Annotated in this window: 11 protein-coding genes; 3 read left to right on the plus strand and 8 right to left on the minus strand. The window is 64.2% G+C overall.

Annotated features, from left to right (window positions below; all coding sequences use genetic code 11):
• Positions 1 to 80: 80 nt before the first annotated feature.
• Entirely contained in the window at positions 81 to 890 is an 810-nt protein-coding gene (locus SPBM01_RS12540; protein WP_188062137.1) for an IclR family transcriptional regulator, read from the plus strand.
• On the opposite strand, the gene SPBM01_RS12545 is transcribed toward SPBM01_RS12540, so the two are convergent.
• The 5 genes from SPBM01_RS12545 to SPBM01_RS12565 all read right to left on the minus strand — a co-directional run bounded on the left by SPBM01_RS12545 (position 876) and on the right by SPBM01_RS12565 (position 9,139).
• Complete coding sequence (locus tag SPBM01_RS12545) at positions 876 to 2,474, minus strand: SMP-30/gluconolactonase/LRE family protein (RefSeq protein ID WP_188062138.1); 1,599 nt, start codon at positions 2,472 to 2,474, stop codon at positions 876 to 878. The genes SPBM01_RS12540 and SPBM01_RS12545 overlap by 15 nt on opposite strands.
• Position 2,475: 1 nt before the next feature.
• Positions 2,476 to 3,891, minus strand: coding sequence for an aldehyde dehydrogenase family protein (locus tag SPBM01_RS12550; protein ID WP_188065702.1), 1,416 nt, complete (start codon positions 3,889 to 3,891; stop codon positions 2,476 to 2,478).
• Positions 3,892 to 4,042: 151 nt separating this feature from the next.
• Positions 4,043 to 5,836: a thiamine pyrophosphate-binding protein gene (locus SPBM01_RS12555; RefSeq protein WP_188062139.1), complete on the minus strand. Its 1,794-nt coding sequence runs from the start codon at positions 5,834 to 5,836 to the stop codon at positions 4,043 to 4,045.
• A complete protein-coding gene (locus SPBM01_RS12560; RefSeq protein WP_188062140.1) occupies positions 5,833 to 7,209 on the minus strand; it encodes an aromatic ring-hydroxylating oxygenase subunit alpha in 1,377 nt (458 codons plus the stop codon). The genes SPBM01_RS12555 and SPBM01_RS12560 overlap by 4 nt, the downstream gene beginning before the upstream one ends.
• 100 nt (positions 7,210 to 7,309) lie before the next feature.
• Positions 7,310 to 9,139: a flavin-containing monooxygenase gene (locus SPBM01_RS12565; protein WP_188062141.1), complete on the minus strand. Its 1,830-nt coding sequence runs from the start codon at positions 9,137 to 9,139 to the stop codon at positions 7,310 to 7,312.
• 172 nt (positions 9,140 to 9,311) lie between these two features.
• Here SPBM01_RS12565 and SPBM01_RS12570 point away from each other — a divergent pair, with 172 nt between their 5' ends.
• Together SPBM01_RS12570 and SPBM01_RS12575 are read left to right on the plus strand one after the other, a co-directional pair.
• Complete coding sequence (locus SPBM01_RS12570; RefSeq protein ID WP_188062142.1) at positions 9,312 to 10,157, plus strand: SDR family NAD(P)-dependent oxidoreductase; 846 nt, start codon at positions 9,312 to 9,314, stop codon at positions 10,155 to 10,157.
• A 10-nt stretch (positions 10,158 to 10,167) separates the two neighbouring features.
• Positions 10,168 to 11,013, plus strand: coding sequence for an alpha/beta fold hydrolase (locus SPBM01_RS12575; RefSeq protein ID WP_188062143.1), 846 nt, complete (start codon positions 10,168 to 10,170; stop codon positions 11,011 to 11,013).
• Between the two features lie 28 nt (positions 11,014 to 11,041).
• On the opposite strand, the gene SPBM01_RS12580 is transcribed toward SPBM01_RS12575, so the two are convergent.
• The 3 genes from SPBM01_RS12580 to SPBM01_RS12590 form a co-directional block, all read right to left on the minus strand.
• A complete protein-coding gene (locus SPBM01_RS12580; RefSeq protein WP_410482998.1) occupies positions 11,042 to 11,353 on the minus strand; it encodes a hypothetical protein in 312 nt (103 codons plus the stop codon).
• Positions 11,354 to 11,594: 241 nt separating this feature from the next.
• Positions 11,595 to 12,266, minus strand: a complete 672-nt coding sequence (locus SPBM01_RS12585) for an SDR family oxidoreductase (RefSeq protein WP_188062145.1) — start codon at positions 12,264 to 12,266, stop codon at positions 11,595 to 11,597.
• A gap of 24 nt (positions 12,267 to 12,290) precedes the next feature.
• Positions 12,291 to 13,739 carry an NAD-dependent succinate-semialdehyde dehydrogenase gene (locus SPBM01_RS12590; protein WP_188062146.1) on the minus strand — a complete coding sequence of 483 codons (1,449 nt, stop codon included), beginning with the start codon at positions 13,737 to 13,739 and terminating at the stop codon, positions 12,291 to 12,293.
• Positions 13,740 to 13,848 lie beyond the last annotated feature (109 nt).

Genomic DNA, 13,848 nt, shown 5'->3' on the forward strand with positions numbered 1-13,848 from the left:
CGACTCCCTTGTTGTAAATCATGAACGATGTTCTATATTTTGAATGATCGTCCATCGCCGGGGCGATGGAGATATGCGCCATGGCCGACCCCGTTTCCCTGCCCACCCCCTCCCCCGTGCGAAAGGTCGCGCGCGCGGTGAAGGACAGCAAAGCCCCCGCCATCACCCGCGCCGCCGCGATCCTGCGCCTGCTGGGGCGCAGCGAGCGGCCCCTGGGGGTGCAGGCGATAGCCAAGGAACTGGGGCTGGTGCCGTCCACCTGCCTCTATGTGCTGCGCGCATTGGCGCAGGAGGAACTGGTGTCGTTCGACCCGGACACCAAACGCTATGCGCTGGAGGCTGGCGTGCTGACGCTGGCGCGGCACTGGTTGCGGCGCGACCCGTTCAACGATCTGGCGCAACCGTTGCTGGACCGGCTGGCGGGGCGTTTCGGCCTGACCATGCTGGGCGTGCAGGCGGTGGGGCTGGACCATATGATCGTCGTCGCCATAGCGCAATCGGGCAGCGGCTTTCAGCTCAGCACGCAGGTCGGCAGCCGCTTTCCCGCGCTGATCAGCGCGACCGGGCGCTGCATCGCGGCGTTCGGCGACTATCCGGTCGAGGAGTTGAAGGCGCGGTTCGACCAGTTGCGCTGGGACGATCCGCCCGCGTTCGACGACTGGATGGGGCAGTTGCGCCGGACCCGTGCGCAGGGCTTTGCGGTGGATGAAGGGCAATATATCGCAGGCGTGACCGTGGTGGCCGCGCCGGTGTGGAAAGGCGCGGGACGGCCCGTCCATGCGCTGGTCGCGATCGGCATCGGTGCGGCGCTGGGGCGGGATCTCGACGCTTTGCAGGATGCGCTGGTGGAGGCGGCGCGGGCGCTGTCGGGGCAGTTAGGCGGGGCGTAGCGCCAGCACACTGCCTTCGGCGTCGCCCGACAGATAGAGCGTGCCGTCCGGCCCGGCGGTCACATCGGCAAAGTTGATCATCGGCCCGGCCATGTCGCCGATGGGGCCGAGATAGTGCGGCGTCACGCCGACCGGCGCACCGACCGGCAGGTTGGTGGCCAGCGTCTTGCGCCCGCTGCCGTCCAGCGCGCAGGCGATCAGCGCCTTTGCCCGGCTGTCCAGCGTGACGAGGCGGTCGCCGCTGATGGTCATGCCTTCGGGGCGGGACAATCCGTCCAGCACCGTTTCGGCCCGACCACCCGACAGGCGGACGATGCGCCCTGCCCCGGCTTCGGTCACATAAACTGCGCCGTCACCGGAAACTGCGATGCCGCCGGGCTGGTCCAGCCCTTCGGCCATGATATCGACCGATCCATTGTCCGCGCACAGCACCCGGCCCGTCCCCTGTTCGGCAAATACGACAGCCCCACCCGACGCGACGGCGACGCCCATCAGCCGGTCATGGCCGTGGCTGATAAAATCGCTTACCCCCTCCCCTGGCCGGTAGCGCGCGACGCTACCGGTGCCGGTGGTGACGATCCATTCGCCCGGTCGTGCGCCCGGTGCGACCCCCCGCATATAGCCGGGGCAACCGGGGTAGAAGATCATGCCCGCCAATAGCGGCGCGCCACCGGGGCGCAGCGTGTAGCCAAAGGTGCCGTCCGCCACGAACAACGCGCCGTCCGCGCCCATGGCCAAACCAAGCGGCCATTGCAGCGCGCGCGGCACGACGGACCGCACCTTGCCATCGCCCAGCAATTCGGTGATTTCGCCGGGGATGCTGGACACGAAGATGCGGTCGCCGATGAAGCTGACATTGTCGAGGCCGGGGCCAAGATCGGCCAGTATTTCGCGCGTGCCGCTGACCGGGTCGATGCGCAGCACCTGCCCGCTGGCGACCTGAGTGGTGACGATGCGGCCCTTGGCGTCGAACTTGACCGAGTCCGGCACGCCCAGGTCGCCCGCGACGACATCATATGCGCCGGTGTCGATATCGACGCGCCAGATCTGGTTCGCGCCCATGACCGGGACATAGAGCTTGCCGTCCGGCCCGACCTGAAAGGCGTTGGCCATCGGGATATTGTCGAGGATCACGCGCGGCGCGCTGCCGTCCAGCGGCAGGTCCAGTATCCGCGCGCCCATGCGACATTCGCCCGCGATCAGGCGACCCTGATGCCAGGTGATGGGATTGGCAACGGGAATGTCGCCATGGATCACCCGCGCCTGCCCGCCGGGCGTCAGCATCGACACGCGGTTTTCGGTGATTTCGGTCAGGTAGATATTGCCCGCTTCATCGAACACCAGATCGTCGGGCGCGACGATCGCGCCGCCCATCGGGCTGACGGTGGCGATAATGCCGCTGTCCACGTCGATCGCGCTGACCTGACTGCCGCCGACCTGCGCGACATAGAGGCGGCCGTCCGGGCCGGTGGCAAGGCCATTCGCGCCATAGAGCCGACTGGGCGGAGTAAGCCGTTCGAGGCTCCACCCCTGCGCCGCCGCCATACCGCTGGGCGCGATCCGGCCCGAAGCGCCCTGCGTCATGTCAGGCGTAACCCAGCATGGATTTGACTTCGAGATATTCGTGGAAGCCAAACTCGCCCCACTCCCGCCCGTTGCCGCTGCGCTTGTAGCCGCCGAACGGGGCATGGAAATCGAAACCGCCATTCATGCTGACCCAGCCGGTGCGCAGGCGGCGCGCGACGGCGTGGACCTGCGCGGTGTCGAGGCCGTTGACATAGCCGGCCAGACCGAACGGGCTGTCATTGGCGATGGCTACCGCGTCATCGACATGGACATAGGGAATGATGACCAGCACCGGCCCGAAAATTTCCTCGCGCGCTATGTCCATGTCGTTGTCGCCAAGGAAGACGGTCGGGCGCACGAACCAGCCCTTGTCGATGCCATCGGGACGACCGGGACCACCCGCGATCAGCGTCGCGCCTTCGGCGACGCCACGGGCGATATAGTCCTGAATGATATTATATTGCGCCTTGGACACGACCGGACCCATGGCGACGTCGCCCGCAGGATCGCCCACCGTCACACCGTCCGCCGCTGCCTTCGCTGCGGCCAGCGCTTCGTCGAGGCGCGCGGCGGGGACGAGCAGGCGCGATCCCGCACTGCATGTCTGGCCGCTATTGCCCATCATGCCGGCCGTCGCGCCCGTGACATTTTCAACCAGCGCGGCGTCGTCCAGCACGATGAACGCGCTCTTGCCGCCCAGTTCCAGCCCGACGCGCTTGACCGTGGTGGCGGCGTCCTTCTGAATCTGCACGCCGACCGGCTCGGAGCCGGTGAAGGACACCATGTCCACATCCTCATGGGTGGACAGTGCCGTGCCGATGACACTGCCCTGCCCCTGCACCATGTTGAACACGCCCGGCGGCACACCCGCCGCGTCGAGAATTTCAGCGAGGATTTGCGCGGAGAAAGGCGCAAGCTGTGGCGGCTTCAAGATCATGGTGCAGCCGGTGGCAAGCGCGGGAAATACCTTCACGCAGGTCTGGTTCATCGGCCAGTTCCATGGCGTGATGAGCGCGCAGACGCCGATGGGTTCGCGCCGGATCATCGTGACGCCGCGCAATTCCTCGAACGCGAAATGCTCAAGCACTTCGATGGCAGTCTGAAGATGGCCAGCGCCCAGCCCGACATGGAAACCATTGGCGAGGCCCGACGGCGCACCCATTTCCTCTCGGATCGCCGCGCCAAGATCGGGCAGGCGGCGCTGATATTCGGCCTGTATGGCGCGCAGCAGGTCAAGCCGCTGGTCGCGCGTCGTTTCCGACCATGCGGGGAATGCGCGGCGTGCCGCAGCGACGGCACGGTCCACGTCCGCGACCGAACCCAGGGAGATATGCCCCGCAACCGCCTCGGTCGCCGGGTTGATCACTTCGGCGCTCCGGGGTTCGACCGGATCGACCCATTTGCCGTCGATATAAAATTGCAGATGGTCGCGCATGGGTTTCTCCGTCGTTACATCCTCCCCCGGCGGGGGAGGTGGCTGGCCGAAGGCCAGACGGAGGGGTGTCATGCTATCGAGAGCGCGACACCCCTCCACCACCCGCTGCGCGGGCGGTCCCCCTCCCCTTGCAGGGGAGGATTTTCACGGCTTATTGCGTGCCTTCCGCGTACCAGGTGCGGAATTCGGCATATTTGGGCATTTCTTCGGAGTTGGCCTTGGGGTCGATGACGACATGGACGACGCCCACCTTGCCGCTGGCATAGGCGCGCTCGATCGCGGGCTTGATGTCCTCCGCCTTCGTCACATATTCGCCGTGGCAACCAAAGCCTTCGCCGATCTTGTCGAAGCGGACGTCCTTGCTCCAGTGGGTGCCGGTTTCTTCCGTCCCCTGACCGAAGGTGCGCTTGTACACGCCCACTTCCAAACCCCATTGATTGTCCACGCCGATGACGCAGACCAGAGGCAGCTTGGTGCGGACCGCGACTTCCAATTCGGCGATATGGAACATGAAGCTGCTGTCGGACGTCAGCAACAGGCCGGGGCGGCTGACACCCGTGGCCGCCTTGTCCGCCAGCATCGCGCCGGTGGCATAGGGGATGCCGGTGCCGATATGCCCGAAATTCTGGTTCCAGATCACATCCTGCGGCTTGCACTGCGAATAGGTCCACTGGAAGATCACGCCTGCCCCGCCATCGCGGATCAGGATGCCGTCCTTGGGGAAGGCTTCGCTTGCTTCCACCGCCAGGCGCGCGGGATGGATGGCAAGGTCGCCGGTGCCATCGCTCTTGGTCCGCGATTCCGCCGCCAGTTCGTCCAGTTCCGCCTGCCCGTCGCGCATGAAGGCTTCCAGCATCGGTGCCGGACCGCGCGGCGTATCTTTCAGCGCGGCGACCAGTTGCGGCACGACGCCGCGCAGATCGCCGACCAGTGGCACGTCGATCGGGCGGTTTACGCCGATCGCGGAGGCATCCTGTTCGACATAGATCCATTTGCGGATCGCTTCATTCTTCTGCCAGTAACGCCATTTGCCGAAATGGACCGGCTCGCCCAGTTCGGTGCCAAGCGCCAGCACCAGATCCGACTCCGTGACCGCGTCGATCGAAGCCTTGGAAAAGACATATTGGAAGGTGCGATCTTCCAGCCCCTTGATGTAGCTGGTGCCGCCCGATGTCTGAATAACGGGGCAGTTCATCAGGTCCGCCAGTTCCTTGACCGCCGCGCCCATGCGGGTGGTGTGGACCGCATGGCCGAGCAGCAGGATCGGGTTCTTGGCCGCGCGGATCAGGTCGGCGGCCTGTTTCACCCGGTCAATGTCCGCGCCCTGATTGACCAGGCGATAGCGTTCGGGCGGCAGGGGCGCCGGAACGTCCAGTTCCTCCAGAATGATATGGCTGGGATATTCGATATAGACCGGGCCGGGCGTGCCGCCCATAGCCTTGCGGATGCCTTCGCGCACGACTTCGTCGGTCTGGTCGGCATATTCGATGGATGCGGCATATTTCACCGAATTTTCGAACAACGGCATCTGCTTGACGAACTGGATGCGGCCACGGCGGACCCGCTGTTCGGTCACGCGGGCGCGCTGGCCCGACAGGAAGATGACGGGCGAATGTTCGACCAGCGCGCACTGGATGGCAGGGGCCATATTGGCGATGCCCGGCCCCAACGTGCCGATGGCGACGGCGGGCTTGCCAGTGATGCGCGACGCGGCTTCGGCCATGAAGCCGGCGGCCGCTTCATGATGGGGGGCGACCACGGTCCAGCCGCGCCGTTCCGCTTCCAGAAACATATGGACGAAATTGGGGTCGGGAATGCCGAACAGGGTGTTGATGCCTTCGGCTTCGAACAGGTCCAGCATCCGCTTGTAGACCGGGGTGCCGCTCTTTGCATTGCCGTCGGCGTCGGTCAGCGTCGCTGCGGGCTTGGGATCGTCATAGCTCATTTCAATAGCCTCGGTGCGCCAGTTCCCATGAAGCTGGCGAGGTTGCGGTGGAAATTGGTGATCTTGCGTTCCTGATGCGGATTGGGCAGCGGCCCGCGAAAACCGCGCGACTTCATGCCCTTCTGCACCCATTTCATGTTCGAAAAATCCTGCGCCAGAACCGCGCCCCATCCTTCTGCGGTCGGTTGCGCATGGTCCCATTGCGTCACTGGCGCCTGCCCTTCGGGGAAGCGTTCGATGGCGTAGGATTCGAATATGCACATGTCGGGATCGTCACCGAACGGGCGCGTGCGATAGCAGAGCGCGAAGGTGATCCCCTGCAACACCGACATGTTGGGAAAAACGTGCCAGGCCAGCCCAGCTTCGGCCATGACGTTTGGCGGAATATCGGGCCAGAACACGCCGCGCGCCGCATCGTCGGCCCTGGCGGATTTGAGCCAATGGGCAATCACTTCGCCAGCGGGCGTACCTTCGGGCAGTTCGTCGACCAGACGGCTCGCCGCATTGACGAGCGTTTCGGTCGACGCAGCATAGTTGAGCGTCTCGTAATTTTCGCGGATCAGTTCGTAGGTGGAACGGCGCGGATCGTCGCCCTTGCCCGCCCGCGTCACGCTGCTGCTCTGGCTCATGGCGAAGGCGGGGTCGCGCTGATCGAAACCGCTGACGCCGTGCAGGCCATAGGCCGCGCTGTAGGCGTAATAATCGCCATAGGCGAGCAGCTGGCTGTGTGTGCCGGCCACATGATAGGGTTCCATGAACGCTTCGAGCGCGGTCTTCCAGTTGGCTGGATAAACCACCCATTTGCGCCATTTGTAGCGCATCTGGTCCATTTCGAAATGCGCCAATATGCGCCCGGCATCGCCCAGAAACTCCGCGACCGGCTCGGCGTCCGGGTCCATATGGATCCAGATCCAGCCGCCCCATATGTCCGTCTTCACTTCGGACAAATGGGTGCAGTCGGGCGTCAGCGCGCCCTGCCAGTCCTGCGGGTCGAGGATATAGCTGTTATTGCCTTCAATATCGAAGGTCCAGCCGTGGAAGCCGCAGATGAAGTTGCGGCGCTTGTTGCCCGTCACCGAATGGACGCCTTCTGGCACATCCACCAATTGCCGCCCGCGATGGGGGCAGACATTGTAGAAGGCTTTCAACCGGTCCGGCGCGGTGCGGATGATGATGAAGCTGTCGTCGCAAATGTCGTAGGTCAGCCAGTCGCCAACCTCCGGCAATTCCTCCACCCGTGCGGCGACCTGCCACACTTTGGGCCACAGCTTTTCCTTTTCCGCGCGCGCATAGTCGCGCGACAGAAACGCTTCGACCGGGTAGGTCAGTGGCTTGGCCAGGTCGTCCATGTCGATGTTGGTCGGGCTGTTCATGCCATCCTCCCGCATCCATTTTGCGTCTGTCGGATTATCGCGATCAGGCACCCGCGCCCAAGCGAAAGCGGGCGGGACGGCGACATCATCCCCCCGGCGATCATGACCGCAATTCCATGCCCGAAAGGTCACCGCGCGCGCGCCAGTCCTGCAACATATTCTGGAACGCCCCCCAGCCCGGACCGTAGCTGCGGAACAAGGCCCAGGGCGATTTCACTTCGCCTTCATTGGTGAAATAGCTGGGGGTGCATTCGATCTGGAATGCGGACGTGTCATATTCCACGTCGTGGAAATGCTGGACATAGGCGTCCTGCGCCGCTGCCGTGGTTTCGACCGATGTTGCGCCCTTGTCCATCGTGGCGTGGATGATGTGGGCAATATGTTCCGCCTGCCGCCCGAACTGTTCGGTCACGCTGGCGTTCAGGCCGCCCTGAATATAGCCGATGAAGAACTGGTTGGGGAAACCATGGGTCATGGTGCCGTGCAGCGTCTTTGGGCCATTTGCCCAATGATCGTAGATGGATACGCCATTGCGCCCCTCCACCACGTCGATGCCCCAGCGGCGCTTCAAGTCGCTGGTGACTTCGAAGCCGCTGGCGAAGATCATCGCATCGACTTCATATTCCACGCCATTCGACACGAAGCCCTTGGCCGTCATCCGCTCCAGCCCCTTGGCGTCGGACACGTCGATCAATTGCACATCGGGCTGGTTGAAGGCGGCGTAAAAGTCGTTGCTGGACAAAGGCCGTTTGCACAGGAAACGATACCAGGGCTTCAAGGATTCCGCCGTGGCTTCGTCCTTCACCATTTCATCGACGCGGGCGCGCAGCCGTTCCATGACGCGGTAATCCACCACTTCGCGGCGCGCCATAAACTCTTCCGGCGTCAGTTGCGGCCAGCCCTCCGCCTCCATTTCGGCGTGCAGATTGCGGGCGATTTCGGTCCAGATGTCGCAAATCTGGTCCGCTTCGCCCGGCGCGAAAAATTCCATCGCGGCGCGGTGAAAATTGCCCTGCCGTTCCGCCTGCCAGCCCGGTTGCAGCGATGCCGCCCAGTCGGGATCGGTCGCGGGATTGGGCCGTTCGTCCACCGTCGATGGCGTGCGCTGAATGACGTAAAGCTGTTTGGCGAAGCGGGCGAGGTGCGGCACTGCCTGAATGGCGGTCGCCCCGGTGCCGAGAATCGCAACCCGCTTGTCGGCCAGCCGGTCGAGCGTGGGGTTTTCGTAACTGCCGCCAGTATAGTCATAGTCCCAACGCGCGGTGTGGAAAATCTTGCCCTGATACAGGTCGATCCCCGCGATCCCCGGCAGCTTGGGCATGTTCAGCACGCCGCAACCCATGATGACGAAGCGAGCGCGGAAATGATCGCCCCGGCTGGTTTCGACATGCCAGCGCTGGATCGCATCATCCCATTTCAGCGACGTGATGAGCGTGTGGAACAGGGCGCGGTCGTGGAAACCGAAATCCTGGGCGATTTTCTTGATATAGCCCTGAATTTCCGCTCCATCGGCGAATTTCTTCGACGGCATGAACCCGGTTTCCTCCAGCAAGGGGAGGTAGCAATAGGCGTCATTATCGCACTGGATACCGGGATAGCGGTTCCAATACCACACCCCGCCAAAATCCCCGGCATGGTCGATATTGCGAAAGCTGGTGACGCCCTGTTTGGTCAGATGATAGCCCGCCAGCACCCCGGCAAAGCCCGCGCCCAGCACCAGCACGTCCAGATCCTCGTTCAGCGCATCGCGCGGCGTAACCGGCATGTGCGGGTCGACGTCATAGCTGTGGGTCGTGTCGTCGGTGGTCGGCTGATATTGCCCCTGCCCGTCGCCACGCATACGCTTGTCGCGTTCCGCGCGATATTTCGCCCGCAGCTTGGGAATGTCGAACGTATCGGGCGCTGGCGTCCGGGTGGGATTGCAGCTCATATCCGCTCCATGGAACCTTGTTGTTTCCAACACCTAATCAACAGTCCTGTTCACTTGCAAGGAAGGCTCCACCGTTAGCGCGGGAGCGATCTTTTGCCCCGCCCCCTGTCTTGCGCTTGGCCCCTCGCGCTAGGTTGGCTGCCTGAAAAAAGACGAGCAGAGGAAACCGGGCATGGCGCAGAAACTGATGGACTTTTCGGGCCGGACGATCATCGTCACCGGCGCGGCGGGCGGCGGCATCGGCACCGCCACGACCAAAATGCTGGCGCAGGCAGGCGCGACCGTGATCGCCGCCGGGCGCACCCAGGCCAAGTTCGACGCGCATATCGCGCCACTGATCGCGCAAGGATTAAGCATCGTGCCAGTCATCGCCGACGTCGGCACGGACGAGGGCGTGGCGCGGGTGATGGACGCGGCGGTCGCGGCACCCGGCACGCTCTATGGCCTGGCCAATGTCGCAGGCGGAGCCGCGCCGCAGACCTGGATGCGGGCCGAGCGAGTGACACGGGCGGACTGGCGCGCCTTGTTCGAACAGAATCTGGAAACGATGTTCTTCATGAGTCAGGCGGTCGCACGCGAATTGCGCGCACGCGGCAATTCCGGCGCGATCGTGGGGGTGTCATCCATCAGCGGGCTGAACACCGCCCCCTATCATATCGCCTATGGCACCGCGAAAGCCGCCATCGTCGCAGCCACGCGCACGCTGGCGACCGAATTGGCGCCTGACAATATCCGCGTCAACACCGTCGCGCCCGGCACCACGATCACGCCGGGATCGGGTGCCTATATCGACGATGACATTGCGCGCGATCAGGCCGCCATCGCCATGGGCCGCCGCGCCCAGCCGGAGGAGCAGGCGGGGGCCATCGCCTTCCTGCTGTCCGACCTGTCGAGCTATATCACCGGACAGACCATATTGGTGGATGGCGGATTGAACCTGAAATGGACCCATCTAGGCGCGGACAACACGTCGTTATTCCTGAAGAATGAGGATTTCCGCGCGGCGATAAAGGCGTAAGGACAGGAGCATGAGCGCGATCGAAAGACTGACCCTGCGCGGCACGGATGTGGATCTGGCCGCTGATGCCACTGGCCCACTGGATGGCCAGCCGCTGCTATTCCTGCATGGCAGCGGGCAGACGCGGCAAAGCTGGGGCAAGGCGCTGATCGAAGCGGCCCAACACGGTTTCCGCGCTACAGCCATGGACTTGCGCGGCCATGGCGACAGTAGCTGGTCGCCCGACGGGCGCTATGACCTCAACGTCTTTGCCGACGATTTGCGCGCCGTACTGACACAGATGGACCGCCCGCCGGTGGTGGTGGGCGCGTCGCTGGGCGGCATCGTGGCGATGATCGTGGCGGCGGCCGATCCTGCTGCGATCCGCGCCCTAGTACTGGTCGATATTACCGCGACCGTCGACATGGAGGGCGCAAACGAAGTCATCGCCTTCATGAGCGCAGGCGCGGATGGCTTTGAGTCGGTCGAGGCGGCAGCCGACGCAGTGTCCGCCTACCTTCCCCATCGCGACAAGCCGCGCAGCAGCAAGGGGCTGGCGAAGAATCTGCGCCAGCGGGGCGAACGCTGGTACTGGCACTGGGATCCGGCGTTCATGACGATGGGCGGGGACGTAAAGCGGCAGTCGGAGGGACCGACCGTGCTGGAAACGGCAGCGCGCGGCCTGACCATCCCGACCCTGTTGATCCGGGGCGGGCGCAGTCGCATCGTGACCGAGGAAGGCGCCCGCGCCTTCATGGAAATGGTGCCGCACGCCGACTATGCCCATATCGAGGGCGCGCATCATATGGTGGCGGGCGACGCGAACGATGCGTTCAATGACGCGGTGTTCGCGTTCGTGGACCGGCAGGCGGGCTGAGCGCCTTAGGGCTGGATGCCGATTGGGCCTAATTGCCGTCCGCATCGACCATGAACACGACGGGCTTGCCGCGCGATTCGGGTTCCCAACCGGCGTCCAGCGCCGCACGGATGCCGCGCGCGATGATGGCGTCGTTAATTTGAAGCCGCCCGCGTTGCAGCCCTTTCAACAGGCGCTTGGGCGTTGGAAACTCCAGCAAGGCGCCGCGCTGCGTATCGTCGCGCTGCAAGGACACGATCATGCCCTTCCAGCCGTCGGCATCGTTCCACTGCGGCTCACGCCGGAGTTCCCATTCATATTTGAAGCCATCGACTTCAAGAATTCCGGCAAGATTTGTCATGAGGCGGGCCATAGCATGACCGGGACCGCACGCCACCCCTTACCGTCATATCGGGTAAGGGGTGGCATCGCCCGCTGCTAGGGCCAATCGACATTCAGATGATGACGAGCCGAGCCAAAGGCCACCGCAGGTAAAATGGTGGTTTTCCGTGACCCGGCGCGCAGCCTACTCAAAGTAGCTGAGCACCGGAAGCACGGGAAATCGCCATTTGCAGGCCGTCAGGGCTGAATGTCGATTGACCCTAGACCCGCCCGGTCACCGGGATCAGCGCGCCGGTAATCGCGCTGGCCGCTGGGGACAGCAGGAAAGCGGCAACCCCGGCCAGCTGTTCAGGCGTTACCCAACGGGCAAAATCCGCGTCGGGCATGTCCGCACGGTTTGCCGCCGTGTCGAGAATGCTGGGCAGGATCGCGTTGACCCGCACGCCGTCATCCTTCAATTCCTCGGCCAATGCTTCGGTCAGGCGTGCGACGCCCGATTTGGATGCGGCATAGGCACCCATGCCCGCCCCGGCCTTAACCGATGCCGCCGCGCCGATGTTGACGATAGCCCCCTGCCCCGCGCGCAGCAGCGGCAACAGCGCGCGACTGGCGATCAACGCCGTGCGCACATTCATGGCATAGAGCCGGTCCCAGGTTGCAACGCTGCCATCGGCCACGGTTTCCCAGGCAAAGCCGCCCGCAATGTTGACCAGTCCGTCAAGCTGCCCGAACCTGTCCGCAATCTGCGCCGCCGCCGCGCCGACCGCCGCTTCGTCGGTCAGGTCCACGCCGCCCAGCGCCAGCGCAACATCCCCTGCCTCCACTATGCCCAGGTCGATGCCGATCACGGTCCATCCCGCTGCGTTCAACACCGCCACGGCCTTGCGCCCCAACGCGCCCGCCGCGCCCGTCACTGCCACTATGCCCGTCATCGCCCGCTTCCCTTCATTGCCCACTCACATGCCCGCCATGCACATATATTTGATTTCTACATAGTCCTCGATCCCGTGGCGGGAGCCTTCGCGGCCCATGCCCGACTGCTTGATTCCGCCGAACGGCGCGACTTCGGTGGAAATCAGGCCGGTATTGATGCCGACCATGCCGACTTCCAGCGCCTCCCCCACACGCCATGCCCGCGCCAGATCGCGGGTGTAGAAATACCCCGCCAGCCCGACTTCGGTGTCGTTGGCCATGGCGACCGCTTCCTCCTCCGTGTCGAAGGTGAACAGCGCCGCGAGCGGTCCAAACGTCTCCTCGCTCGCCAGGGCCATGGCAGGGGTGCAATCGGCAATCACCGTGGGTTGGTAGAAACTGTGGCCCAGCGGATGGCGATGGCCGCCAGTGATCAGGCGGCCGCCCTTTGCCAGCGCATCGGCGACATGCTCCTCCACCTTCTCGACCGCCTTGTCGTCGATCAGCGGCCCTTGCGTCACGCCTGCTTCCGTGCCTGCCCCGACCTTTAATGTGGCGACGGCGGCGGCCAGCTTCTGTTCGAACGCGGCGGCGATCTCGCGCTGTACGAAGATGCGATTCACGCAGACACAGGTCTGGCCGCTGTTGCGATATTTGGATGCGATCGCACCCTCGACCGCTGCGTCCAGATCGGCGTCGGCAAAGACGATGAAGGGCGCGTTGCCGCCCAGTTCCATCGACAGCTTCTTCATCGTGGGCGCGCATTGCGCCATCAACGTGCGGCCAACCTCGGTCGATCCGGTGAAGCTCAATTTGCGCACCAGCGGGCTGGCGGTCAGTTCGCCGCCGATGACGCGCGACGATCCGGTAACGACGTTGAACACGCCTGCGGGAACCCCTGCCCGCTCCGCCAGCACGGCCAGCGCCAGAGCCGTCAGCGGCGTTTGCGTCGCAGGCTTCAGCACCATGGTGCATCCTGCCGCCAACGCCGGGGCAGCCTTGCGCGTGATCATGGCGGCGGGGAAGTTCCACGGCGTGATTGCCGCAACGACGCCGACGGGTTGCTTGATCACGATGATGCGGCTGTCGGCGCGGTGCGAGGGGATGACTTCGCCATAGACGCGCTTGGCTTCCTCCGCGAACCATTCGACGAAGCTGGCCGCGTAGGCAATTTCGCCCTTCGCCTCGGCCAGCGCCTTGCCCTGTTCGCGGGTCAGGATCATCGCCAGATCATCCTGATGTTCGATCATCAGGTCGAACCAGCGGCGCAGGATGCGGCCCCGGTCCGCCGCCGTCTTTGCGCGCCATCCGGGCAAGGCCGCGTCAGCGGCAGCGATCGCGGCGCGGGTTTCGGCAACGCCAAGGTCGGGAACAGCAGCGATCTTCGCCCCATTTGCCGGATCGGCCACGTCTATGCTGGGCGTTCCAGTCCACTGACCGTCGATCAGACACTGCTCTCGCAGCAGGGAGGGATCTGCAAGGGCTATGATCATATCGGCACCTATCCAAAATTGTCCATCAGCGGGGGATGCTGCACGAAGCCGGGCTATAGTGCGTCGTCGTCACATGTCGCCCAGCACCATATTTTTATCCGCTACATGA

Source organism: Sphingobium sp. KCTC 72723 (assembly GCF_014280435.1).
In the GTDB taxonomy this organism is placed as follows: Bacteria; Pseudomonadota; Alphaproteobacteria; order Sphingomonadales; family Sphingomonadaceae; genus Sphingobium.